This is a genomic window from Klebsiella sp. FDAARGOS_511 (genome assembly GCF_003812845.1).
Classification (GTDB): Bacteria; Pseudomonadota; Gammaproteobacteria; order Enterobacterales; family Enterobacteriaceae; genus Klebsiella; species Klebsiella grimontii.
Genome location: NZ_CP033824.1, coordinates 4,051,605 through 4,077,468, shown reverse-complemented (window position 1 = coordinate 4,077,468; position 25,864 = coordinate 4,051,605). Strand labels below are relative to the sequence as shown.

The following is a 25,864-nucleotide window of genomic DNA, read 5'->3' as shown; positions in this document are numbered from 1 at the left end:
TCATGCATCTGGCACGAGTCACGGGCGCGGTTGTCTCCACGCAAAAATCGCCTTCCCTGGTCGGGAAAAAGCTGCTGCTTGTGCGGAGGGTCAGCGCCGATGGCGAACTTCCCGCCTCGCCCACCTCCGGCGATGAAGTCGCCGTGGATTCCGTCGGCGCGGGGATCGGCGAGCTGGTTCTGCTCAGCGGCGGCTCCAGCGCCAGGCACGTTTTTTCCGGGCCAAACGAGGCCATCGACCTCGCCGTCGTCGGCATTGTCGATACGCTTTCACGTTAAGGAGCGAATATGGCGATTTATACCCGAACGGGCGACGCTGGCACCACCTCACTCTTTACCGGCCAGCGGGTGAGTAAAACCCATCCGCGGGTTGAAGCCTACGGCACGCTGGACGAGCTGAATGCCGCGCTGAGCCTGTGCGCCTGCGCCGCCGCGGATGAAAATCACCGCGCCCTGCTCGAGGCCATCCAGCAGCAAATTTTCTGGTTTAGCGCGGAACTGGCCAGCGACAGCGAACGGCCGTCGCCCAAACAGCGCTACATCAGCAGCGAAGAAATTTCCGCCCTGGAAGCCGCCATCGATCGGGCCATGGCCCGCGTCGAACCGCTGCACAGCTTTATTTTACCCGGCCGCTGCGAAGCTGCGAGCCGCCTGCATTTTGCCCGTACGCTGGCCCGCCGGGCCGAACGCCGCCTGGTGGAGCTGGCGGCGGAAGTCAATGTGCGCCAGGTGCTGATGCGCTACATCAATCGCTTATCAGACTGCCTGTACGCCCTAGCCCGCGCCGAAGATAGCGACGCGCACCAGAACAACCTTATCCGAGAAATAAGCCGGCGCTATCTGGCCGCCAGCCAGCCGAGCCGCAGTAAGGAGACGACGCCCGTGGCCCTCTCATTCCACGATCTACACCAGCTCACCCGCGCCGCCGTCGAGCGCGCGCAGCGGCTACAGGTGCCGGTGGTGATCAGCATCGTTGATGCCCACGGTACCGAGACCGTGACCTGGCGGATGCCGGACGCCCTGCTGGTCAGCAGCGAACTGGCGCCGAAAAAGGCCTGGACCGCGGTGGCGATGAAAACGGCGACCCATGAGCTGAGCGATGTAGTTCAGCCGGGCGCCGCGCTTTATGGCCTCGAAACGCATTTACAGGGAAAAGTGGTCACCTTTGGCGGTGGTTACGCCCTGTGGCGCGACGGCTTATTAATCGGGGGTCTTGGCATCAGCGGCGGCAGCGTTGAGCAGGACATGGACATAGCACTGGCCGCCATCGCGGCCATTAATGTGGGAACTCATCAATGAATACTTCTGAACTCGAAACCCTTATTCGCACCATTCTTAGCGAGCAATTAACCACGCCAGCGCAAACGCCGATCCAGCCGCAGGGCAAAGGGATTTTCCAGTCCGTCAGCGAGGCCATCGACGCCGCGCACCAGGCGTTCTTACGTTATCAGCAGTGCCCGTTGAAAACCCGCAGCGCCATCATCAGCGCGATACGTCAGGAGCTGACGCCGCTGCTGACCGCGCTGGCGGAAGAGAGCGCCAATGAAACGGGAATGGGCAACAAAGAAGATAAATACCTGAAAAACAAGGCTGCGCTGGACAACACCCCCGGCGTGGAAGATCTCACCACCACCGCGCTGACCGGCGACGGCGGTATGGTGCTGTTTGAGTATTCGCCGTTTGGCGTAATCGGGTCGGTCGCACCGAGCACCAACCCAACGGAGACCATCATCAACAACAGCATCAGCATGCTGGCGGCGGGCAACAGCGTCTACTTCAGCCCGCATCCGGGAGCGAAAAAGGTCTCACTCAAGCTCATCAGCCTGATTGAAGAGATTGCCTTCCGCTGCTGCGGCATCCGCAACCTGGTGGTCACCGTGGCGGAACCGACGTTTGAAGCGACCCAACAGATGATGGCCCATCCGCGCATTGCGGTCCTCGCTATTACCGGCGGCCCCGGCATTGTGGCGATGGGCATGAAGAGCGGTAAAAAAGTGATTGGTGCTGGCGCGGGCAACCCCCCCTGCATCGTTGATGAAACCGCTGACCTGGTCAAAGCGGCGGAGGATATCATCAACGGCGCCTCGTTCGATTACAACCTGCCCTGCATTGCCGAGAAAAGCCTGATTGTGGTGGAGAGCGTCGCTGAACGTCTGGTGCAGCAAATGCAAACCTTCGGCGCGCTGTTGCTAAGCCCGGCCGATACCGACAAGCTCCGCGCCGCCTGCCTGCCGGAAGGCCAGGCCAATAAGAAGCTGGTCGGAAAAAGCCCATCGGCGCTGCTGGAAGCAGCCGGGATCGCCGTTCCGGCGAAAGCGCCGCGCTTGCTGATCGCTATCGTCAACGCCGACGACCCGTGGGTCACCAGCGAACAGCTGATGCCGATGCTGCCGATAGTGAAAGTCAACGATTTCGATAGCGCGCTGGCCCTGGCGCTGAAGGTTGAAGAGGGACTGCATCATACCGCCATTATGCACTCGCAAAATGTGTCTCGCCTGAACCTCGCAGCCCGCACCCTGCAAACCTCGATTTTCGTCAAGAACGGCCCCTCTTATGCCGGGATCGGCGTCGGCGGTGAAGGCTTTACCACCTTTACCATTGCCACGCCGACCGGCGAAGGGACGACCTCGGCGCGCACCTTTGCCCGCTCCCGTCGCTGCGTGCTGACCAACGGCTTTTCCATTCGCTAACCGAGGTCGCGATGAAGACTTTCTCACTACAAACGCGGTTGTACAGCGGTCAGGGTAGCCTGGCGGCGCTCAGGCGCTTTACCAACAAGCACATCTGGATCATCTGCGATGGCTTTCTTGCGCGCTCGCCGCTGCTGGAGACCCTGCGCAACGCATTACCCGCTGATAACCGCATCAGCGTCTTTAGCGAGATAACCCCGGACCCCACCATCCGCACCGTGGCGCAGGGCATTGCGCAAATGCAGGCTCTGCAGCCACAAGTGGTTATCGGCTTCGGCGGCGGCTCGGCGATGGATGCGGCGAAGGCTATCGTCTGGTTCAGCCAGCAGAGCGGCATCAATATCGAAACCTGCGTGGCGATACCGACCACCAGCGGCACCGGTTCGGAAGTGACCAGCGCCTGCGTGATTAGTGACCCGGATAAAGGCATCAAGTATCCGCTGTTTAACAACGCGCTCTATCCCGATATGGCGATCCTTGACCCGGAGCTGGTGGTCAGCGTGCCGCCGCAGATTACGGCCAACACCGGCATGGACGTACTGACCCACGCGCTGGAGGCGTGGGTCTCTCCGCACGCCAGCGACTTTACCGACGCGCTAGCGGAAAAAGCCGCCAAACTGGTGTTTCAGTATCTGCCCACCGCGGTGGAAAAAGGCGACTGCGTGGCGACGCGCGGGAAAATGCACAACGCCTCAACCCTTGCCGGGATGGCCTTCAGCCAGGCGGGACTGGGGCTTAACCACGCCATCGCGCACCAGCTTGGCGGACAGTTTCATCTCCCGCACGGTCTTGCCAACGCGCTGCTGTTAACCACGGTTATCCGCTTTAACGCCGCTGTTCCCCGTGCTGCCAAACGCTACGCACGGTTGGCAAAAGCCTGTGGATTTTGCCCGCCAGAGGCCAACGACGTTACGGCGATCAATGCCCTGATCCAGCAAATCGAACGGCTCAAGCAGCGCTGCGCGCTGCCTTCGCTGGCGGTGGCGTTGAAAGAGGGACGATCCACATTTTCAGCGCGCATTCCGGCGATGGTGCAGGCCGCGCTGGCTGACGTCACGCTACGCACCAATCCTCGCCCAGCCAGCGCCGAGGAGATTCGGGAACTGCTGGAGGAACTGCTATGAGTCACGCCGTCAACGCTGTTGAAATGGCCCTGAGCGCTGATGACATCCGTGAGCGCGTTCGCGCAGCGGGCGTGGTCGGCGCGGGGGGCGCGGGTTTTCCCGCCCACGTGAAGCTGCAGGCGCAGGTAGAGATTTTTCTGGTGAACGCAGCCGAGTGCGAACCGATGCTCAAGGTCGACCAGCAGCTGATGTGGCAGCAGGCTGCGCGTCTTGTCCGCGGCGTACGATACGCAATGACGGCAACCGGCGCGCGCGAAGGGGTGATTGCCCTGAAAGAGAAATACCGCCGGGCTATCGATGCGCTCACCCCGCTGCTGCCTGCCGGTATTCGCCTGCATATTCTGCCCGATGTCTATCCCGCAGGCGATGAGGTGCTGACTATCTGGCTGGCGACCGGTCGCCGGGTCGCGCCCGCCGCGCTGCCGGCCAGCGTCGGGGTCGTGGTGAATAACGTGCAAACGGTGCTCAACATGGCCCGCGCGGTCGAGCAGCAGTTTGCGGTGACCCGCCGGACGCTGACCGTTAACGGCGCGGTCGCCAGGCCGCTGACCGTCACCGTCCCCATCGGCATGTCGCTGCGCGAAGTGCTGGCGCTGGCGGGCGGCGCGACGGTCGACGACCCCGGTTTTATTAACGGCGGCCCGATGATGGGCGGCCTGATTACCTCTCTCGATAGCCCGGTGACCAAAACCACCGGCGGCCTGCTGGTGCTGCCGAAAAGCCATTCGCTTATTCAGCGACGGATGCAGGATGAGCGCACGGTGCTTTCCGTGGCCCGCACCGTCTGCGAACAGTGCCGACTCTGTACCGATCTCTGCCCGCGGCATCTGATCGGCCACGAACTCTCTCCGCACCTGCTGGTACGGGCGGTGAACTTTCATCAGGCCGCCACGCCGCAGCTGCTGCTGAGCGCCCTCACCTGCTCAGAGTGCAACGTCTGCGAAAGCGTGGCCTGCCCGGTGGGGATCTCGCCGATGCGCATCAACCGCATGCTCAAACGCGAGCTGCGGGCGCAAAACCAGCGCTACGAAGGGCCGCTCTATCCGGCAGATGAGATGGCGAAATATCGCCTGGTGCCGGTGAAGCGGCTGATCGCCAAACTGGGGCTAAGCCCCTGGTATCAGGAGGCGCCGCTGGTGGAAGACGAACCGGCGGTCGCAACCGTGACGTTGCCGCTGCGCCAGCATATCGGCGCCAGCGCGGTAGCCAACGTTGCGGTAGGAGAACGCGTTACGCGCGGGCAATGCGTTGCCGATATCCCGGCAGGCGTATTAGGCGCGCCGATTCACGCCAGCATCGACGGCGTGGTTGCGACCATCAGCGAACAGGCCATCACGGTGGTAAGAGGTTAACCATGTCTCAGGCTATAGGAATTTTAGAACTCACCAGCATTGCCAAAGGAATGGAGCTCGGCGATGCGATGCTGAAAAGCGCCAGCGTCAATCTGCTGGTCAGCAAGACTATCTGCCCGGGTAAGTTTTTGCTGATGCTCGGCGGAGATATCGGCGCTATCCAGCAGGCCATTGAAACTGGCGCGTCGCAGGCCGGCGAAATGCTCGTTGACAGCCTGGTGCTGGCGAATATTCATCCCAGCGTACTTCCGGCCATCAGCGGCCTGAACAGCGTAGATAAGCGCCAGGCAGTCGGCATCGTTGAAACCTGGAGCGTTGCGGCCTGCATCAGCGCCGCCGATCGGGCGGTGAAAGGCTCAAACGTCACCCTGGTGCGGGTGCATATGGCCTTCGGCATCGGCGGTAAATGTTACATGGTGGTGGCGGGCGACGTATCCGACGTCAATAACGCGGTCACGGTGGCCAGCGAAAGCGCGGGCGAAAAAGGGCTACTGGTTTATCGTTCAGTGATCCCGCGCCCGCATGAAGCGATGTGGCGACAGATGGTGGAGGGATAATGGAAAGACAGCCGACAACGGATCGCATGATTCAGGAGTACGTGCCGGGGAAACAGGTCACCCTCGCGCACCTGATTGCCAATCCCGGAAAAGATCTCTTTAAGAAGCTCGGTCTGCAGGATGCGGTTTCCGCCATTGGCATCCTCACCATTACCCCCAGCGAGGCGTCGATTATCGCCTGTGATATCGCCACCAAATCCGGCGCGGTGGAGATCGGTTTTCTCGACCGTTTTACCGGGGCCGTGGTGCTGACCGGCGACGTTTCCGCCGTGGAATATGCCCTCAAGCAGGTGACGCGTACTCTGGGCGAGATGATGCAGTTCACCACCTGCGCAATCACCCGGACGTAGCGCAATGAAGCGCCTGATGTTTATCGGCCCCAGCCAGTGCGGCAAAACCTCGCTAACGCAAAGCCTGCGCGGTGAAGCGCTCCATTATAAGAAAACCCAGGCTATCGAATGGTCGCCGATGGCCATCGATACGCCGGGGGAGTATCTGGAGAACCGCTGCCTGTATAGCGCTCTACTGACCAGCGCCTGCGAGGCTGACGTTATCGCCCTGGTACTGAACGCCGACGCCCAGTGGTCGCCGTTTTCGCCTGGGTTTACCGCCCCGATGAATCGCCCGACGATTGGCCTGGTCACCAAAGCCGACCTCGCCGACCCGCAGCGGATATCGCTCATCGCGGAGTGGCTTACGCAGGCTGGCGCCGGGCGGATTTTTGTTACCAGCGCGTTGAACAATTCGGGACTCGACGCGGTGCTGGATTTTCTGAATTCGAAGGAACCCCTATGTCTTACAAAATAATGGCCATCAACGCCGGCAGCTCATCGTTAAAATTCCAGCTGCTGGAGATGCCGCAGGGCGAGACGCTCTGCCAGGGATTGATTGAACGTATCGGTATGGCAAACGCCCAGGTGACCCTCAAAACGCCGGCGCAGAAATGGCGGGAATCGGCGCCGATCGCCGATCATCGCGAAGCCGTCACGCTGCTGCTGGAAAAGCTCCTCGGCTACCGCATTATTGAGAGTTTGCAGGATATTGACGGCGTCGGCCACCGCGTGGCGCACGGCGGCGAGCGCTTTAAAGATTCGACGCCGGTGACCGATGAAAGCTTAGCGGAAATCGAGCGTCTGGCCGAGCTGGCTCCGCTGCATAACCCGGTTAACGCCCTGGGAATCAAAGTCTTCCGCCAGCTGCTGCCCGATACGCCGTCGGTAGCGGTGTTTGATACCGCTTTTCACCAGACGCTGGACGAGCGCGCGTTTATCTATCCGCTGCCGTGGCGCTACTACAGCGAGCTGGGCATTCGCCGCTACGGCTTCCACGGCACCAGCCATAAGTACGTCAGCGCGACGCTGGCGGAAAAGCTGGGCGTGCCGCTGAGCGCTCTGCGCGTGGTTTGCTGCCATCTCGGCAACGGCAGCAGCGTTTGCGCCATTAAAGGCGGGCGTTCGGTGAACACCTCAATGGGCTTTACGCCGCAGTCCGGGGTGATGATGGGCACCCGCAGCGGTGATATCGATCCGTCGATTTTACCGTGGCTGGCGCTGCATGAGGGGCAAACGCCGGAGCAGCTGAATCAGCTGCTGAATAACGAATCCGGCCTGTTGGGGGTTTCCGGCGTCTCACACGATTATCGCGATGTCGAACAGGCGGCGGACGGCGGTAATCGTCGGGCGGCCCTGGCGCTGGCGCTATTTGCCGAGCGTATTCGCGCCACCATCGGCAGCTATATCATGCAGATGGGTGGAATTGATGCGCTAATCTTTACCGGCGGCATCGGCGAAAACTCGGCCCGTGCCAGGAGCGCCATCTGCCATAACCTGAATTTCCTCGGGCTGTCGGTCGATGAAGAGAAAAACCAGCACAACGCCACCTTTATTCAGGCCGAACATGCGCTGGTCAAAGTGGCGGTCATCAATACCAATGAAGAGCTGATGATTGCCCGCGACGTGATGCGCCTCGCGCTTCCCGAAGCGCAGACATTAACCGTTTCAGCCTGAGCTCGCCGTCCGGCAAGTTGCGGTGAATCATGGTAATAGCGGGATCGGCATGACACTATGCGCTTAAAATTCTGAAACTTTACCCTAAATAATTCAAGTTACAGGACAAAGCACTTGTGCTTTGAACAGCGCTTGCGCTGGCCCCGTAGGGGCGAGGCCGCAGGCCGAGTAACGCGGCAAACGAGTGACAAATTCGTCTGGAACGAATTTGAACAGCCAAAGGCTGGCTTTAGTGAGGGACAGGGATGTCCCTCATAGTCCCCAGGAGCTTACATAAGTAAGTGACTGGGGTGAATGAGAGCAGCCAACGCTCCTGTAGCTTGAAGTATAACGGGTAAAAAGGTGAATACGTGGCCGTAGCACAATGCCCCGCCTCCTGTGGGGAACTTATCCAGGGCTGGATCCTCGGCAGCGAGAAGCTGGTCTCCTGCCCCGTTGACTGGTACAGCACCGTCGAGGTGGACTACGGTTCGCCTCGCGCGGATGAACGCCCGCTGTCGCGGGCGATGGTTGACCGGCTGCTGAGCTACTGGCGCTATCCGCCAGCGCTGAGCAAAGAAATTCGGATCGATATTTGCTCTACGATTCCGGTCGCCAAGGGGATGGCCAGCAGCACCGCGGATATCGCCGCGACGGCGGTGGCCACCGCGCATCATCTCGGCCATCCGCTGGATGAAGCCACCCTCGCCCGGCTCTGCGTTTCCCTGGAACCCACCGACAGCACCCTGTTCCGCCAGCTGACGCTATTCGACCACAACACCGCCGCCACGCAAATTGCCTGCGGCTGCCAGCCTCAGCTCGATCTGCTGGTACTGGAAAGCCCCGCCACGCTGCTGACCACCGATTACCACCGCCTTCCCCGGCTCGAAAAGCTGCATGCCCATTCCGCCACGCTGCATCAGGCCTGGGAGAAAGTTCAGCAGGCCTGCCAGACCGACGATCCTCGACGGATGGGCGAGGCGGCGACGCTGAGCGCCATCGCCAGCCAGCATCTGCTGCCGAAGCCGGGTTTTGATACGCTGCGGGGGCTGGTGGAAGAGTGCGATTTATACGGCATTAACGTGGCGCACAGCGGCAGCGTGGTCGGCCTGATGCTCGACCGCCAGCGTCACGATATTGAGTATTTGCAGCGGCGGCTGCAGGAAACGAGGCTTAGCGAGCTCTGGCCCCGGCAGCATCTGCTGCGCATGGTGCAGGGCGGCGTCGAGCTGCGCTAACGCTACAGCAGCCATACCTCCCCGGAGGCGGCGCTGCGCGCCTGTCCGGGCTACCGGTCCGCAGACGGCTATGAATCCGTAGCCCGGCTAAGCGCAGAGCGAGGCGGGGATAAGCCGCACCGATGCATTAATCCCGGCGCATTCCCCGGGTTGCGGCGCTGCGCGCCTTACCTGGGCTACCGGACCGCAGACGGCTGTAAACCCGTAGCCCGGTCAGCGCAGCGCCACCGGGAAGAACGCAGACGAACAATGGCGGCAGACGCCCGGAACATCTACCCGTTAAAAACCCGCCTGAAAGCCGTTAGCAGCTGCGTATTCTCCTGCTGGCTGCGGATCGCGACGCGGAAGTAGCGTCCGTCGAGCCCGGGGTAGTTAGCGCAGCTGCGGATCAGGATGCGCCGTTGCAGCATCACGTATTGCAGATCCAGATCCGGCACGTCGCAGCGCAGAAACAGATAGTTGGCCTGCCCGGGATAGACCGTCAGACCGGGAACGTGGCGCAGCTGATGGTAAAAGCGCTGCCCCTCTTCCGCCAGCCACTGCCAGGTTTTCTGCTGATAGACGCTATCCTGGAGAATAATTTCCCCGGCCAGCGCGGCAAAAGCGTTGATTGACCACGGCATCTGACGCTCGCGCATTCTCGCCACCGCTCGCGCATCGCCATTGACCAGATACCCCAGACGCAGGCCGGGAATGGCATAAAACTTAGTCAGCGAACGCAGCACCCACACGTGCGGGTTGCGGCTCAGTAGCGGAATAAACCCCGGCTCATCGGGGATAAAATCGATAAATGCTTCATCGAGAATCAGGGCGATTCCCAGCGACTTACAGCGTTCAGCAATCATCTCCAGCAGACGGCGCTCGGGCAGCAGACCGGTTGGGTTGTTCGGGGTGCAGAGAAACAAACAGTCCAGATCCGGCGTCAGAGCGTCAAGAATCGCCCCGGTGAGCTGCCAGCCATCCTCTTCACACAGCAGAAATTCCCGTACCGCGCAGTCCACCGACTGCAGCGCCCGGCGGTATTCGGCAAAGCCCGGAGTGACGATCATCGCCTGGCGCGGCTTGAGACCCTGAACCAGCGTAAAGATCGCTTCAGTTTCGCCGTTTCCGGCGAGGATCCATGAGTCGGGGATCTGATGGTGTTCCGCCAGCGCGAGGTGCAGCTGCTGATACTCAACGTCAGGATAGCGTTCGGCGCAGGCCATATTGTCGATGATGGCGTGCTTTAAGCTTTCCGGCATCCCCAGCGGATTGATATTGGCGCTAAAATCCAGCAGCTGTTCCGCACAGATGCCCAACAGCGCGGCGGCCTCGCGGATATTGCCGCCGTGGGCGCTCTTCAGTAGAGCCATGTCCTTTTCCTGTTGCGTTACCCTCGCCTTGCCAGCGTCGCGCCGTCGGCGAAGTAGGCTTTAATCCCTGCCAGAATCGACTCTGCTACTTCCTGCTGGAATTTCGCCGTTTTCAATTTACGCTCTTCTTCGACGTTACTGATAAACGCGGTTTCCACCAGAATCGATGGAATATCCGGCGCCTTCAGCACTGCGAAGCCCGCCTGCTCAACCCGGTTCTTGTGCAGGTTATTAATGTTGCCCATCTTTTCCAGCACCGCCTTGCCGAACTTCAGGCTGTCGGCGATGGTCAGCGACTGCACCATGTCGAACATCGTGTGGTCGACGTAGCGGTCGCCGCTTTTGCTGACGCCGCCGATCAGATCCGAGGCGTTCTGGGTCTGCGCCAGATACTTAGCCGCGGTACTGGTGGCCCCTTTGGTTGACAGGGCAAACACCGACGATCCGCTGGGCTGACGGCTGGTAAAGGCATCGGCGTGAATAGAGACAAACAGGTCGGCGCGCTGCTTCTGCGCCTTGGCGACGCGGACCTTCAGCGGGATAAAAACGTCCTCGTTGCGGGTCATATAGACCTTCATATTGCCCTCTTTCTCGATCAGCGCGCGCAGCCGTCGGGCAATCTGCAACACCACGTCTTTCTCGCGGGTGCGGTATTTCCCCACCGCGCCGGAGTCTTCGCCGCCGTGGCCGGGATCGAGCATGATAACAATGGGCCGATCGCGCCCGGCTTTACCCGGTTTAGGCCCGCTCTCCGCTGGCGGAACCTGCCGCTGAAGATCGCCTTTGTTGTAATCCTCAAGCAGCGCCAGCAGCGGATCCTGCACGTCGGTGGCGTTAGCGGGATAGAGGTCCATAACCAGACGCTCTTTAAACCCGGCGACCGGAGCCAGCGCGAACAGCTGCGGTTTCACGTTCTGTTTTAGCTCAAACACCATGCGTACGGTTTGCGGATCGAACTGCCCCACGCGGGCGGATTGAATATAGGGGTCGTCGCCGCGAATCTGCCCCCCCATGCCTTTAAGTACGGAATTGAGATTAACTCCTTCCAGATCCACCACCAGACGTTCAGGATTGCTGAGCGCAAACTGCCGATATTTCAGGATATGGTTGGACTCCACGGTCACGCGGGTGTAGGTCGACGATGGCCAGACGCGTACGGCAACCACCTGCGCCGCGGCAGCCAGGCCAACCGGGCTCACACTCATTAACCACATGGCGCCCGCCCCTTGTAAAAAACGGCGGCGGCTTAATCCTGACTTGTATCCCGACATGCCACTCCCAAGCAGTAAGAAATCATTCGTATTGAAAACAAACAGATTGACCGGAAACTTTAACGAAAGGCGTATAACCTGTCATCTATAAAAGGGTAAACAATCTTTGACACCCTGATTTGGCTCACACCTTTTTCCTGGCTCCGCCCAAAATTGGGGCTTGCGTTTGCCGACAAAACAGAATAAAAATACATTAATTACGAATAATCATGCATTGAGGTTGTGTCATGGTGAAGGAACGTCGCACCGAACTGGTAGAGGGATTCCGCCATTCTGTTCCCTATATTAACGCCCATCGGGGTAAAACGTTTGTCATCATGCTGGGCGGAGAAGCCATTGAGCATGATAATTTCTCTAGTATTGTCAACGACATTGGTCTGCTTCACAGTTTGGGCATTCGCCTGGTGGTGGTCTATGGCGCTCGTCCGCAGATTGACGCCAATCTGGCCGAACATCGCCATGAGCCGGTTTATCACAAACAAACCCGAGTGACTGACGCTAAAACGCTCGAGCTGGTTAAGCAGGCGGCGGGCATGTTGCAGCTGGAAATTACCGCTCGCCTGTCGATGAGCCTCAACAACACGCCGCTGCAGGGCGCTCACATCAACGTGGTCAGCGGCAATTTCATTATCGCGCAGCCGTTAGGCGTGGACGACGGTGTGGATTACTGCCACAGCGGGCGCATTCGCCGCATTGATGAAGAAGCGATTCACCGCCAGTTGGATAACGGCGCGATCGTGCTGATGGGCCCGGTTGCGGTGTCGGTCACCGGCGAAAGCTTTAACCTGACCTCCGAAGAGATTGCCACCCAGCTGGCGATTAAGCTGAAAGCTGAAAAGATGATTGGCTTCTGCTCATCGCAGGGGGTTTACAATCAGGACGGCGAGATCGTCCCCGAACTGTTCCCCAACGAAGCCCAGGCGCGCGTCGAAGAGATGGAAGCGGATGAAGACTACAGCTCCGGCACGGTGCGCTTCCTGCGCGGCGCGGTAAAAGCCTGCCGCAGCGGCGTGCGCCGCTGCCACCTGATCAGCTATCAGGAAAACGGTACCCTGCTGCAGGAGCTGTTCTCACGCGACGGTATCGGTACCCAGATAGTGATGGAGAGCGCCGAGCAGATCCGCCGCGCCACCATTAACGATATCGGCGGTATCCTCGAGCTGATTAGCCCGCTGGAGCAGCAGGGCATTCTGGTCAGGCGTTCGCGCGAACAGCTGGAGATGGAAATCGACAAATTCACCATTATTCAGCGCGACAACACCACCATCGCCTGCGCCGCGCTCTATCCTTTCCCGGAAGAGAAGATCGGCGAAATGGCCTGCGTGGCGGTGCATCCGGATTACCGCAGCTCATCGCGCGGCGAAGTGCTGCTCGAACGCATTGCCGCGCAGGCGAAGCAAATGGGCCTCAGCAAGCTGTTTGTGCTCACAACCCGCAGCATTCACTGGTTCCAGGAGCGCGGATTTACGCCGGTCGACGTCGACCTGCTGCCGGAGAGCAAAAAAGAGATGTACAACTATCAGCGCCGCTCCAAGGTGCTGATGGCAGACCTGGCCTGATAATATTATCCCCGGAAACGCATCCGTAACCGGGGATAATTATCTCTCGTCCAATAACCCAATTATTTATAATCTATTCCCCTGATAGCTGGCCTCGCTTATAGTAGCTTAAGAACGGAGTTGCAATATAAGCATGGAGAGCAGTCTGAATGATCCTTTTTGAAAACGGTTCCCCTCGCTACAGGCGAATAATTGCCACACTACTCTCTTTATATCCCTGGCTGCTGATGGTGTTGGTCTCTCTTAATGTCAGGAATAAACTCGCAGGCGGATTTTCAGCGCAGGCGCGGCATTTGCTTGTGCGCTGGCCACCCTGTCATTCATTAATTTTATTATTTCCATAATTTTCATTATGCTAATTAATATATTTATCACGACCAGAGAAAAAGTAAATGCCGGTTATTTCTGGGCAATAAACTCTATCTCTTTACTGTGGGTAATTTTCCCGATATTTAATCTCTAAGCGTTTCATTGCAAAACACAAAGGATGTGTACTTATTATGCAGAAATCACCAAACTGGTTTGTGAAGAATATAAAGCTAATCGTCACCGTTATTGCGCTTTATCCCTGGTTACTCGTTCTGCTGATGATGATGGGCAGCGGCGGCGCTTCCGGAAGCGCCCTGGGAGCCGGGCTGTTCATTTTCTTTGTTTTCATTGTCCTGTCTATCATTAACCTTGTGATTTCAACCGTGATTATCGTGGTGGTTAATGTCTCAACGCCTCCGATCCCCAAAGGCTCGGCAAAGTATTTTCTCGCCATGAATTCCATCTCGCTGCTATGGCTGATGCTTTTACTGGTGTCCTAATAGCCGCCGGGCTCTCACCCGGCGGAAAAAATATCCCCCAGGCCGCTGCGGCGTTCGGTACGCGCGACAACCGCCTGGGTCAGCACCTGCTCATCGGCATAAATCGACAGCTGCCGTTTCGCACGCGTAATAGCGGTATAAACCAGCTCGCGGGTTACCAGCGGCACGCTGCGCGAAGGCAGGATCAGCGCCGCGTGATCGAACTCTGACCCCTGCGATTTATGAACCGTCATCGCCCAGGCGGTATCGTGCTCCGGCAGACGACTTGGCTGAACCGACTTGATGCTGCCATCGGGCATCGGGAACCAGACGCGCAGGCCATCGCCTCTTTCCAGCGCAATACCGATATCGCCGTTAAACAGCCCCAGCGCGCTGTCGTTGCGGGAGATCATCACCGGCCGTCCTTCATACCAGCGCGAATGGCGCGGCAGAGCAATCGCCCGCTTGCGGTTCAGCATCTGCTCCAGCTGTTCGTTCACGCCGCTAACGCCATAAGGACCATCGCGCAGCGCGCAGAGTAGCTGAAACTCGCTAAAGGCGGCAATCAGCTCTGCGGGCTCGGCCCGTTCACGCAGCAGCTGCAGAAAACGGCCGTAACCCGCCTGCGCCTGAACGAGCATCGCTTCATACTCCTCGGTGGAGCTCAGCGGATGCAGGGCGATATCGTCGAACGACTGACGCAGCGTCTCCCTGACCGCGCGGCGTTCACCGCTGTTCACCGCCCAGGCCAGATGGCCGATACCGGAGTGGCGGCCAAAACGGTAGCTTTTTTGCAGTAAGCACAGGCTGTCGCGCAGGGCGCCGGCAATCTCGCTTTCGCCTGCCGGCACCGGCTGACCGGTCAAGCGGCCAAGCTGCGCCGCCCGCGCCGGGGTGAACCCTGCATTAACCCACGCGCAAATATCCCCCAGCACCGCGCCGGCCTCTACCGAAGCCAGCTGATCGCGGTCGCCAAGGAAAATCACCCGCCCGTGTTCAGGCAGCGCCTCGATCAGGCGCGACATCATCGGCAGGTCAATCATTGAGGCTTCATCGACCACCAGCACGTCAAGATGCAGCGGGTTCCCGGCATGATAACGCATCCGCTGGCTTCCCGGCTGCGCGCCCAACAGGCGATGGAGGGTGCTGGCTTCGGTCGGCACCAGCGCCTTTTGTTCGTCGGTAAGAGGGAGGCGGCGCAGCGCAGCGCCGAGGGATTCAGTCAGGCGCGCGGCGGCTTTACCGGTCGGCGCCGCCAGACAAATACGGCAGCGCGGGCTGGTGTTGGTTTGAATCAACGCCGCCAGCAGTTTGGCGACGGTGGTGGTTTTACCGGTCCCGGGGCCGCCGGAGATCACCGAAATCCGTCGGGTCAGAGCAACCGCGGCAGCAACCTTTTGCCAGTCGATTTCATCCCCTGGCGGAAACAGCGCGTCGAGCGTCGAGGCCAGCCGGGTTTCATCTACCTCCAGCACCTGGTTGGCTTCGTTAAAGAAGCGCGCGACGGTTAATTCGTTGCGCCACATGCGGTTGAGATAGAGCCGTTCGCCGCAGAGGATCATCGGCGTCGGCCGCTCACCGCGGCTCACCGCTTCCGAATCGAGCAGCAGGGGCAGCCAGCCCTCCGCAGCGCCGGTCAGTTCAAGGATTTGCTCACTCAGAGCCGTTGTCTTTGCGCTCAGGAGTTCATCGTCGGCAAGACGTGAAATCGGCAGACAGACGTGCCCCTCTCCGGCATCGCGACTGAGAATTGCGGCAGTCAGCTTCACCGCCGGATGCGCCTCCTGCGCCACCATGAGCGCAAACTGGACGTCCAGCGGGCGCAGCAGGCGCTGTTCAACCGCCTGCTGCAACAGTTCATCCATGGTCATAGCACAACCTCCAGGGTTTCCCCGGCAAACAGCGCATCGAGGCCGTTAATCAGCGGCAGCGCCGGCCGGGTGGTGAAGATCCCCTGCCCGCCTTCCTGCCCGTCCATGCCGCGTAAAAAGAGATAAATAACGCCGCCAAAATGGCGTTCGTAATCATAATCGGCCATACGGTGGCGTAAATAGCGGTGCAGCGCCAGGCTATAGAGCTGATACTGCAAATCGTAACGATGCGAACGCATTGCCTGCCTCATCGCCTCCTGGGTATAAGCTTCGCGGTTTTCCCCAAGCCAGTTGGATTTGTAATCCAGCAGGTAGTAGCGGCCGTTGTGGCGAAACACCAGGTCGATAAAGCCTTTCAGCATCCCGCGCACCTGGCGGAAATCGAGCGTTGGGGTATCCACGGAGAGCGAATCATACTGGCGAATCAGCGCATCCAGACGCAGGGGATCCAGCGGCTGTTCGATGGGGAGATAAAACGCCATCTCCACCTGTTTATCGCGCTCGCTCAGCTGATTGAGGGCGATCCCCGCGCCAGGCAGAGGGGTACGCAGTACGCCGTCGAGCCATGTGGTCAGCACGGGGGTCCACTTTTCCTCGAAGCCGCTCAACTGAAGTTTTTCCGCCATCCAGTCGGCGGGAATCGGCTGGGTAAAATCGAGATCTTCGAACAAACTGTGCAGAAACGTTCCCGGCGACGCGCCGCGCGGGAACTGGTGCGGCGTAAGCTGCGGCTCCTCCACGACCTTACCGACGCCAGCGGCATCGACATCCAATCGCGGCAGAAGATCCTGCGCCACGCTGTGTCCATTCTGCTGCAGGCCGGAATAGCTGGTGACCCGCCAGTCATCGGTCACCGACCGCTCAAGCATACGGGCTGAAAGCGGCGGCAGCTCCGCCTGCGGAGCCTGCCACGGCATCTGCGCCGCCATATCCGGCAGCTGCAGGGCAATGTCCCCGCTGCAGAACACCTGCAGGCGCGCCATCAGCCCCGCGGCATCCATCGCTTCCCCGCCCTGCAGCAGACGGCCCAGCGCGCTGTGATGAAAATCGCTGGCGCCAGGTTTGTCGCTGCGTCGGGTGCTGAGCGGCGCCACGCCAAGGCTACAGTGCCAGACCGCGCGGGTCAGCGCGACGTAAAGCAGACGTAAGTCTTCGGCCAGACGCTCGGCCTCCGCCAGCTCCATGCTGCCCTCATCCTGGCCCAGGTCGAGAACGGCGGCAAAGGAGCTTCTGTCGTGATAAAACGCCTGATCCTGCTTACGGAACCGCGCGATAAACGGCAGCCAGACCAGCGGATACTCCAGCCCTTTCGATTTATGGATGGTGACGATCTGCACCAGATGCTTATCGCTTTCCAGCCGCATCTGCTGGCTGGAGGCGTTGCTGTCCGGTTCGACGATATGCTGCGCCAGCCAGCGCACCAGCGCATGTTCGCTCTCCAGCTGGTTCGCCGCCTCCTGAAGGAGCTCGCTGATATGCAGAATATCGGTCAGGCGCCGCTCGCCGCCGTTGGTCGCCAGCAGATTTTCAGCGATGCTCCGCGCGCTCATCAGCGCGCGGAGCATCGGCATGACGCCCCGCTGCCGCCAGACTTGCCGGTAGCGACTAAACTCCTCAACCAGCTCATCCCACGCCCGTTCGTCGTGATTGAGATTTTCGATATCCAGCGCGTTAAGGCCAAACATCGACGTCGCCAGCGCGCTGCGCAGCGTATTTTCGCGTTCAGGTGCCAACACCGCCTGCAGCAGCCACAGCAGCTCCTGCGCCTCCGGCGTTTCAAACACGCTATCGCGATTGGAGAGATACACGGAAGGAATCGACAGCAGCTGGAGGGCATCGCGGATTAAAGACGCTTCCTGGCGATTACGCACCAGTACCGTGATGTCTGAAGCCCGCACCGGCTCCGCTTTTTCACCGCGCCACAGCAGCGCCTTGCCCTGCTGGCCGGCACTGAGCCAGTCGCGGATTTGCGCCGCGCAGAGCTGAGCCATAAACGTCTGGTAATCCCCCGCGCCCACGGCCTCGCCCGACATCAGCCAGATATTCATCGCCGGTACCGCAGCATCATCGACGGTAAAGCGCAGCCCCTGGTTTTTATCGGCCGACTTCACCGGCATAAACGGGATTTCACGGAACATAAAGGGATTATCGCTGAGACTAAACAGGCGATTGACGCTGTCAACCATCCCCGGCGCGGAGCGCCAGTTGGTGTCGAGCGTATAGTGGGCGGTGACGTCCCCGCGCGCCTTCATATAGGTGAAAATATCCGCGCCGCGGAAGGCGTAGATAGCCTGTTTTGGGTCGCCAATCAGCAGCAGCGCAGTGTCCGCCTGACGCCGCCAGATGCGGCGAAAGATGCGGTACTGCTGCGGGTCGGTATCCTGAAATTCGTCGATCATCGCCACCGGAAAGCGCTGGCGAATCGCGCTGGCCAGCGCTTCGCCGCTCTCCCCGCGCAGGGCGTCATCCAGGCGGCTGAGCATATCGTCAAAGCCCAGCTCGCCGCGGCGGCGTTTCTCCCGCGCGACCGCTTCGCGGATTTCAACCATCGCCCTGGCGATCACCAGATCGGTCAGGGTTAACGGTGTCGCCAGCAGCGCTTCTACCGCGCTGAACAGCGGGTGTACTGGCGGCGCGCCGTCCGCTTTGGTGCGCTCAAGCAAGAAGACCTGGGAGAACTTCTCCAGCGCATCCGGAAGCTGGTAGCTCAGGGTCTCTTCCTGGGCCCAGGCGGTCACTTTCTCCAGCCATTTCCCCTGATTGCCGCGATTGAACTTGCGCCGGTCGAGGCCCGAGTTTTCCAGCACCGCCTCAACCTCGCCCACCTGTGCCAGCCACTGCTGCTTCAGCGCGTTGATGCGTTCGATAATTTGCTGATGGCGTTCGGCTAGCGTTTCGTCAGCCGGCGGCGGAGATTTAAGCTGCGGCGCCTCTCCCTGTAGCCAGCGGTCGATGGATTTCAACAAATCGCGCGGCCCTTTCCACGCTTCGTGGATAACCGCCGCGATTTCGCGCGGCAGCGGGTAGCAGTGGCGACGCCAGAAGTCGGCGCAGGCCTGATAGCGCAGGCGGGACTCGTCTTCAATCAGCTGCTGTTCGAACAGCATGCCGGACTCAAAGGCGTTGAGGCTCAGCATCCGCTGACAGAAGCCGTGAATGGTAAACACCGCCGCTTCGTCCATCTGGCGTTCGGCCAGCAGCAACGTTTGCGCGGCCTGGGTTTTATCGGCGATTTCCGCCAGCAGCCCGGCGTAAAGCGGGTTGTCGGCGCTGTCGCGCAGGCAGGCGATACGCAGCTCGTGGATGTTGCTGCGAATACGCCCGCGCAGCTCTTCGGTCGCCGCTTCGGTAAAGGTCACCACCAGCAGCTCTTCCACGCTAACCTGCCGGGGAAAGGCGGATTCACCGCCCAGCCCCAGCAGCAGCCGCAGATAGAGCGCGGCGATGGTAAAGGTTTTTCCTGTGCCCGCAGAGGCTTCTATCAGGCGCTCGCCCGTCAGGGGCAAGCGCAGGGGGTCAAGAGACTCGGCGGTGTCGGTCATTCATTCTCTCGCATCAGGGGTAAGGATTTCTGCAATGCGCTGACGTTCTCCCAGACTTTGCCATCCTGAGGATGCGCGTATTCCGCCTTGCCATTCTGGCTACCGGAAACCTGGGAGAGCATTGCCATGCCCTGCGGATCCACCACCGTCTGATGGAAGAAGTCGGCAAGCTTTTGCGGCGTCAGCAGTTTAATCTGAGCCACTACTTTATCACGTGAATCGAAACGCATATTACCGCGATCGAAATCTTTGCTCAGCTTCGACGCTTCATCGCCCAGCGTTTGCGGCGCTTCCAGCATCTGACCAATTACCGCCTGCTGAATTTGCGCAAACTCTTCCGGCTTCATCGCCCGCAGTTTGGCTTCCGCCGTGGGGAAGAAGGCCTGGAAACGCTGCCAGAGATAAGCCGGCTGCTTATCGTTGCTTTGCAGCAGGAACCCCATCCCCCACTGGCGGCCCACGTTCATCGAGAAGGCGAAGACCGCGTAGCCCAGCTGTTCTTCCGTACGCAGCTGGTTATAGAACCACGGCTGTACGATTTGCCCGAGAAGCGAGCTGGCGGCTGAGCTGGCGTATTCGTCAACGTTCGGCGGCGCGAAGACGGCGGCCAGCGCGGAATCGGTGCTGTTGCCCGCTTTTTCAAAAATCGCCAGCTGTTTATGGTCGACCAGCACGTCTTTGTTGCGGCACCACTCGTTGCCGTCGGCGCCGAGCTGTTTTTGAATCTGCCGCGCCATGGCGGTGGATTGATCGGCGGTAAGATTACCGATGACCATCAGCTCCGGTCGCCCTTTCGCCTTGAGATTAGCGCGGTACTCCAGCACCTCTTTCAGCGTAATCGACGGCAGCAGCGCCCGCCGCTCTTCACGCTGGAAGTACGGCACCTGCGAAACCATCTGAATCGGCATGATCGCCTGATCGTAGGCTTTGCCTTTATCCGCCGAATCCATCATCTGAGCGTACCAGGATTTGGCCTGCTCCAGCTGTTCTTCGGTTGGCGTATAGCTGAAGTAGCCGTCGAGCAGGGCGTTAAACAGCTCAGGCAGATGCTGGGTATAGCCGTTGGCGTTAACCATCAGGCCGTTATTCGCGCCGGTAGAGAAGCTGATCCCCCCGACCGCCGCCTGGTTGCTGAGCTGGTCGAGCGCAATGCCCGCCAGATAATCATTGAGCGCAAACATCACCTGGCGGCGGGCGCTGTCCATCGCCTGCGGGTTCCGCAGAACCAGCGAGATATCCGCTTTCGGTTCGCTGGCGAAGTACTGGCTCGGCGCGTAAATCACCCGCAGCGTCGGTTCATCAACGATCAGCTGCGGATGCGGGTAAGCCTTATCGCTTTTGATTAAGCTGAAATCATCCGGAATATAGGGGTTCAGCACCGGCAGCTTGAGGTCGATGGCGCTGGACTTCTGCTGCCAGTCGGCAAAGGTCTGCTCGCTGATTTTATCCACCTGATAGGGCGCATTGACAAAGTAGGCTGTCTTGTTATGTGGCTCTTTCGGGCTGATGTACCAGATGCGGGCATTTTGCGGCGTCATCATCGCCAGGCGGTCTTTGATTGCCTGCGGATCGTAGCGATCGGCAATGTTGACCACGTCCAGCGTATGCTCCACCGGCACGCGGATCATGGTGTCCGCCAGCCATTCGACGTAATCCATATTGCGGTTGATGGATGGGTAGCGGAAGTCGAGCGCCAGCACGTGGGCCAGCTCATCAAAATAGCGTTTATCAATCCCCTGGCTGCGCAGCAGATTGAGGTAGCTAAAGATGGCTGCGGTAACTTCATCGCGGTGTGCCAGACCTTTGTCCGTCAGGGTCGCAGATATCGCCAGCACCCCGCTGTTGCCGTTGACCACCGGGTCAGAGTCCGCGCGAATGCCTTCAACCAGCCCCTGCTTTTGCAGCCAGTCGGAGAGCGTGCCGGGACTGCGATTACCGATCATGTAGGTCACCAGCTCATCGGTTTTGCTGCGGAACTTGTCGCTATTGTTATCAATGCGGAATTCCACGCGCAGCACTTTACGCGGCATCGCCGGGACGTAGTGAATGATAATGCCCTTTTGCGCATCGGTCACCACCGGGACGGTAATCTCCGGTTTGCTGATATCGTGGTTCGGCACGCGACCGTAGGTGGCCGCCGCGATGCTTGCCAACTCCGGCAGAGGCTTGTTGCTGTAGATCACCGCCTTCATCAGGTTGGCGGAATACCAGCTATCGCGGAAAGCGTGCAGGGCATCAAGCACCGGTTTGCCGGGCTTATCGCTCAGCGTTTCAAGGTTACCGCCGGAAAACTGCGAGCCGGGGTGCGCCGGGTTGATGGTTTCCGCGCTAACCTGCGCCATTCGCATCCCGTCCCGGGTACGCGCCATCGTGAGCTCGGCATTCACCGCATTACGCTCGCGGTCGGCATATTTTTTATCCAGCAGCGGCGCGGCGATGGCGTCGGCCAGGCGATCGACCGCGCCGTCGAGGGCGTCGTTTTCCACTTCAAGATAGAAGGCGGTGCGATACGGCGCGGTGCTGGCGTTGTGGCTGCCACCGTGCATTTTGAGATACTCTGCGAGGCTATCCGGCTGCGGGTACTTTTTCGAGCCCATCAGCGTCATATGCTCCAGGAAGTGGGCCAGCCCTTGATGCTCGGCGGGATCCTGCAGCGATCCCACGGGAACGACCAGCGCCGACAGCGATTTTACCGCCTGGGGATCGGAAACCAGCAGCACCACCATGCCGTTATCGAGGCGGATCGCCTGATATTGACGGGTATCTTTGTCGCTTTTACGGATGGTTTCCTGGATCGGTTGCCATCCGGTGTCTGCCTGACTTAACGGCGCCCAGAGGGCGGCCAGTAAAACAATAACCTTGAACCATAAACTGCGGGGCATTCACGGACCTCATCATTAACAAACCTGGCGCTGCATAATTGGCAGCCTTAGAGCTTTTCCCGGTAGGTGTCATTGTTGCAGCCAGTTTGGACGCGGACAGCGCGGAACAACCGGAGCGTACACATAGTACGTGAGGATTGTGAGCACTGCCCAAGCCCAAACAGGCAAATAAAATAACCTAATGGGATAAGCTCTTAATAAAACATCAGTCCGTGATTCGCTGCGCATCATAATTGAACTGCCGTCCAGTGCGCAATTTTTATACTATTACAATGTTATTCGGACTGATGGAAACGAAACACCGGTAGCAAATAACGCTGCGTATGCGTAAGGATCTCTTCATAGTATTCTGGTTCCAGGGTACGCCACAGGCGCTGATACCAGACGTCGGTACCTTCACCGCTGACCACCATGTTCCCTTCATAAGCCTGTAGAAATTTACTGCGCGCTTTTTGCTGCGTCTCTTCGTCCATTAACATGACATCCTTTTCGGCGTCATAACAGACTTTTAGCCATGCGCCGCCGCTTTCCGGCAGCAGCAGCAGCGGTTTGGACATTCCCTGCAGGTAACCGTCAACCAGATCGTTAAGGTAGCCCTGGGCCTGCTCCTGCGCCAGCGGTGGAAAACGCCACTGGCCCTCTTTACGCACAAACAGCCGACTTTCGCCGCTACCGCCGCTAGCACAATAGACAAGATGCTCCAGCCAAAGTTGCATCCCTTGGGCCACGCTTAATAGCGAAGGCCGCCAGCGCAGCAAACCGTCGGATTGTACCTGCTGCAGCCAGCCAGTTATGTTGACTCCGTTGCATTGCAGATCGATTTCCATGCTTTGCCCCGGCTGGCGGCAGGCAATCACCCGTTCGGCCAGGTTTTGCATCTCCAGACGCTGGGTTTCCCAGGCCAGCTCGCCGAAAGCGCCGTAGGGTAGCTCGCCGGCGGCACGGAAGCGGCGATACATCGCCGAGGCGTCCTGCTCTTCAATCAGGGTGTTGAGCAGCTGCTGGTTCAGCTGATAGCGGCTCAGCCCTTCGAGGATAAAAGGTTCATCGTCGGGGATCTCGCTCTCCTCCGAGCGGAAATTCACCCGCAGCCGCTGCTGAAAGAAGGCGCGAACGGGGTGTTGCCAGAAGCGCAGCAGCTGTTCGAAAGGTAAGCGATCGATTTCCGGCGCCGGCAGCGGCTGGATGAACGCGCTGTGCGCTTCCCCCTGCTGGCTGGCGGCCGCCAGCCATTCCCGGGCATAGCTTTGATCTTCATTGGCCAGAAAATTAGCGGCATCGAAAGGCATGCGGGTATGTAGATGCGTGATGTGCTCTTTGACGCGGCGTTCGCTGGCATCGCAGTCCAGCTCCTCGTCGCCCTCCAGGCAATGGCTCTGGCCGATGTAGTCCACCAGCTCCTGAACCAGAACGGAGGGATAACGTTCACTGTTATCCTGAATAGAACGGCCGATATAGCTGATGTACAGCTTCTGTTCGGCAGACATCAGGGCTTCAAGGAACAGATAGCGGTCGTCATCGCGACGGCTACGGTCGCCGCGCTGCGGCTTCTGGCTCATTAAATCAAAGCCCAGCGGCGCCAGGGTGCGCGGATAAACGCCGTCGTTCATTCCCAGCAGGCAGACCACCTTGAAAGGAATCGAACGCATCGGCATCAGGGTACAAATATTGACTGGGCCGGCGAGAAAGCGCTGGCTGATACGCTGCTGATCGAGCCTCTGGGACAGCTCATCGCGGAGTAGCGACAGCGGTACCGTTTCGCCATATTGCGCGTCGACGCCGCCGTCAATCACCGCCTGCCACTGCTGTTCTATCAGCGCCAGGGCGGCCTCCGTTTCGCTGTCCGGAAGGAAGAAGTCGTTCAGAAGGTCTCGGCATAGCGGCAGCCACTCGGCTAATGGGCGATCCTGGGCCAGCCCGCGACGCCAGAGATTGAGCTGCATCAGCAGCGACGCCAGGTTGCCCACCAGCTCGGCGATAAGACCGCTCGACTCATCATAAGGCAGCACCGAGCGCCACTCCCCCTCGCTGCTGTCCATGGCGTAGCCCAATAGCATACGCGTCAGGCCAAAGCGCCAGGTATGCTGGCCGGTAGCAGGGAGGTCGAGCTCGCGCACGTTGTCGTCATCCATTCCCCAGCGTACGCCGGATTCGTTAACCCACTGGCGCAGGTAGCGCAGCCCCTCTTCGTCGATGTTAAAGCGCGCGGCCAGTACCGGAACGTCGAGCAGCGCCAGCACGTCTTCGCTGGCGAAGCGGCTGTCGGGCAGCGAAAGGAGAGTGATAAACGCCTGCAGCGCCGGATGCGATTCACGGGCGCGCCGGTCGGATATCGCCCACGGCAGCCAGCGCTCGCCGCTGGCGCTGCCGAAGACCGCCTGGATATAGGGGCTGTAGCTATCGATATCCGCCACCATGACGATAATATCGCGCGGGGTGAGTTCGGGATTCTCTTCCAGCATCGCCAGCAGCCGGTCGTGCAGCACCTCAACCTCGCGCTGCGGGCTGTGGCAGACATGAATCGTCAGGCTACGGTCGTCCGCGGCCAGCAGCCGCTTGCTGCCGCTGTTGGCAAACTCCTCGGCGCTGCGCCCGGCCACCGCCGCATTGCGCAGCTCAAGAATATCCGCCTGCAGATTATGCAACAGGTTATCCGGCGCGATATCGACAAAGGCGTCCAGCTCTTCATAGCGCTCAAGACCCGCCAGCAGATAAATATAGTCGCGCCCCAGCTTGCCCCAGGAAGCCAGCAGCGGATTACCCACATCCTGCTCCCCGGCGTCGTTGAACAGCCCTGGAGCCTGTTCCGTATCGCGAAACAGCGGCAGCGCTCGCGTCGTTTCGCGGTGGTGACGGCGCTGGCGGGACAGCAGTTTTGCGAGAAATGCCGGGTCTTTAATGTCACCCCAGTAGTAGCGACACGGGTTAGTGAAAAGGACATAGACGTCGACATGCTTACCCAACGCCTGTAGCGCCTGCAGATATACCGGCGGCAGCGCCGAAATCCCGCAAATAAAGACTCGCGACGGCAGCCCGGCGGGCGGCTCTTCGGCCGCTTCAAGCGCGCTGATAAAGCGTTGGTACAAATTGGCGCGATGCCACAGCGGCTGGCCCAGCTCGGCGGTATATTCCACGAGAGCTTTCCACAGCGGTGCCTGCCACTCCTGCGCATCGCCCAGGCCGTCCACGCGCCGATCGGCCTCCCAGCGCATCAGCCACTCGGGGCGATAAACCAGATACTGGTCATAGAGATCGGCGACTCTGGCGGCCAGTTGGAACAGCTTACGCTTGTCGCTATCATCGTGCAGGTAGTGGCGCAGTAGCGTAAAGGATTCATCGTCAAGCCGCTGCGGTAGCAGGGTCATGAGTTTCCAGCTCATACTTTGTTTGCTGAACGCGCTTTCTCCGGGAATATCTTTCAGTACCCGCACGAACATATCCCAGATAAAGCTGGCGGGCAGCGGGAACTCAATGTTGGCCGCGATGCCGAAGCGCTGCGCCAGCGTCATCTGTAGCCACTGCGCCATCCCGGTACTCTGCACCAACACCATTTCCGGCATAAAAGGGTCATCCAGCCGCTGGCGCTCGACGATAAACTCCATCAACGCTTCAAGCACATCCAGACGGTTTGAGTGGTACACCCTTAACATATTC

General features: G+C 59.7%; 18 protein-coding genes. 12 read left to right on the top strand and 6 right to left on the bottom strand.

All coding sequences use genetic code 11. The annotated features are described in order from the left end of the window. Window positions 1-2 precede the first annotated feature (2 nt). From pduN to EGY08_RS20655, 10 genes are all read left to right on the top strand, one after another. Window positions 3-278, top strand: a complete 276-nt coding sequence (gene pduN / locus EGY08_RS20700; RefSeq protein ID WP_004124529.1) for a propanediol utilization microcompartment protein PduN — start codon at window positions 3-5, stop codon at window positions 276-278. A 9-nt stretch (window positions 279-287) separates the two neighbouring features. Continuing rightward, entirely contained in the window at window positions 288-1,298 is a 1,011-nt protein-coding gene (gene pduO / locus EGY08_RS20695) for a two-domain cob(I)yrinic acid a,c-diamide adenosyltransferase PduO (RefSeq protein WP_004124530.1), read from the top strand. Beyond that, window positions 1,295-2,689: a CoA-acylating propionaldehyde dehydrogenase PduP gene (gene pduP, locus EGY08_RS20690; RefSeq protein ID WP_087829915.1), complete on the top strand. Its 1,395-nt coding sequence runs from the start codon at window positions 1,295-1,297 to the stop codon at window positions 2,687-2,689. Before pduO ends, pduP begins: the two co-directional genes overlap by 4 nt. A gap of 11 nt (window positions 2,690-2,700) precedes the next feature. Continuing rightward, the gene (gene pduQ, locus EGY08_RS20685) at window positions 2,701-3,813 is read left to right on the top strand and encodes a 1-propanol dehydrogenase PduQ (protein ID WP_004124538.1); all 1,113 of its coding nucleotides are present in this window, start codon (window positions 2,701-2,703) and stop codon (window positions 3,811-3,813) included. After that, window positions 3,810-5,165 carry a cobalamin reductase PduS gene (gene pduS / locus EGY08_RS20680; RefSeq protein ID WP_123828858.1) on the top strand — a complete coding sequence of 452 codons (1,356 nt, stop codon included), beginning with the start codon at window positions 3,810-3,812 and terminating at the stop codon, window positions 5,163-5,165. Before pduQ ends, pduS begins: the two co-directional genes overlap by 4 nt. Window positions 5,166-5,167: 2 nt before the next feature. Beyond that, window positions 5,168-5,722 (top strand): propanediol utilization microcompartment protein PduT, encoded by a 555-nt coding sequence (gene pduT, locus EGY08_RS20675; RefSeq protein WP_087829921.1) that lies wholly within the window; start codon window positions 5,168-5,170, stop codon window positions 5,720-5,722. After that, complete coding sequence (pduU, locus tag EGY08_RS20670; RefSeq protein WP_004124546.1) at window positions 5,722-6,072, top strand: propanediol utilization microcompartment protein PduU; 351 nt, start codon at window positions 5,722-5,724, stop codon at window positions 6,070-6,072. The genes pduT and pduU overlap by 1 nt, the downstream gene beginning before the upstream one ends. A 4-nt stretch (window positions 6,073-6,076) precedes the next feature. Continuing rightward, window positions 6,077-6,529, top strand: a complete 453-nt coding sequence (gene pduV / locus EGY08_RS20665) for a propanediol utilization protein PduV (RefSeq protein ID WP_004124550.1) — start codon at window positions 6,077-6,079, stop codon at window positions 6,527-6,529. Further along, on the top strand, window positions 6,514-7,728 hold the full coding sequence (locus tag EGY08_RS20660) for an acetate/propionate family kinase (protein WP_004124553.1): 1,215 nt from the start codon (window positions 6,514-6,516) through the stop codon (window positions 7,726-7,728). The genes pduV and EGY08_RS20660 overlap by 16 nt, the downstream gene beginning before the upstream one ends. A gap of 350 nt (window positions 7,729-8,078) precedes the next feature. Beyond that, window positions 8,079-8,945, top strand: a complete 867-nt coding sequence (locus tag EGY08_RS20655; protein WP_049114965.1) for an L-threonine kinase — start codon at window positions 8,079-8,081, stop codon at window positions 8,943-8,945. 272 nt (window positions 8,946-9,217) lie between these two features. Here EGY08_RS20655 and cobD read toward each other — a convergent pair whose 3' ends face one another. Further along, entirely contained in the window at window positions 9,218-10,297 is a 1,080-nt protein-coding gene (gene cobD / locus EGY08_RS20650) for a threonine-phosphate decarboxylase CobD (protein ID WP_049114849.1), read from the bottom strand. Window positions 10,298-10,314: 17 nt separating this feature from the next. Further along, window positions 10,315-11,568, bottom strand: a complete 1,254-nt coding sequence (amiC, locus tag EGY08_RS20645) for an N-acetylmuramoyl-L-alanine amidase AmiC (protein ID WP_004124560.1) — start codon at window positions 11,566-11,568, stop codon at window positions 10,315-10,317. A 227-nt stretch (window positions 11,569-11,795) separates the two neighbouring features. Here amiC and argA point away from each other — a divergent pair, with 227 nt between their 5' ends. Continuing rightward, a complete protein-coding gene (gene argA, locus EGY08_RS20640) occupies window positions 11,796-13,127 on the top strand; it encodes an amino-acid N-acetyltransferase (protein WP_004105227.1) in 1,332 nt (443 codons plus the stop codon). A gap of 500 nt (window positions 13,128-13,627) precedes the next feature. After that, on the top strand, window positions 13,628-13,936 hold the full coding sequence (locus EGY08_RS30895) for a hypothetical protein (RefSeq protein ID WP_004124564.1): 309 nt from the start codon (window positions 13,628-13,630) through the stop codon (window positions 13,934-13,936). Window positions 13,937-13,950: 14 nt separating this feature from the next. Here EGY08_RS30895 and recD read toward each other — a convergent pair whose 3' ends face one another. The 4 genes from recD to recC all read right to left on the bottom strand — a co-directional run bounded on the left by recD (window position 13,951) and on the right by recC (window position 25,860). Continuing rightward, complete coding sequence (gene recD / locus EGY08_RS20630) at window positions 13,951-15,786, bottom strand: exodeoxyribonuclease V subunit alpha (RefSeq protein WP_087829929.1); 1,836 nt, start codon at window positions 15,784-15,786, stop codon at window positions 13,951-13,953. After that, window positions 15,783-19,328, bottom strand: a complete 3,546-nt coding sequence (gene recB / locus EGY08_RS20625; RefSeq protein ID WP_123828857.1) for an exodeoxyribonuclease V subunit beta — start codon at window positions 19,326-19,328, stop codon at window positions 15,783-15,785. Before recB ends, recD begins: the two co-directional genes overlap by 4 nt. Further along, window positions 19,325-22,210, bottom strand: coding sequence for a pitrilysin (gene ptrA, locus EGY08_RS20620; RefSeq protein WP_049114854.1), 2,886 nt, complete (start codon window positions 22,208-22,210; stop codon window positions 19,325-19,327). The genes recB and ptrA overlap by 4 nt, the downstream gene beginning before the upstream one ends. A 275-nt stretch (window positions 22,211-22,485) precedes the next feature. Then, entirely contained in the window at window positions 22,486-25,860 is a 3,375-nt protein-coding gene (gene recC, locus EGY08_RS20615; RefSeq protein ID WP_123828856.1) for an exodeoxyribonuclease V subunit gamma, read from the bottom strand. Window positions 25,861-25,864: the final 4 nt, after the last annotated feature.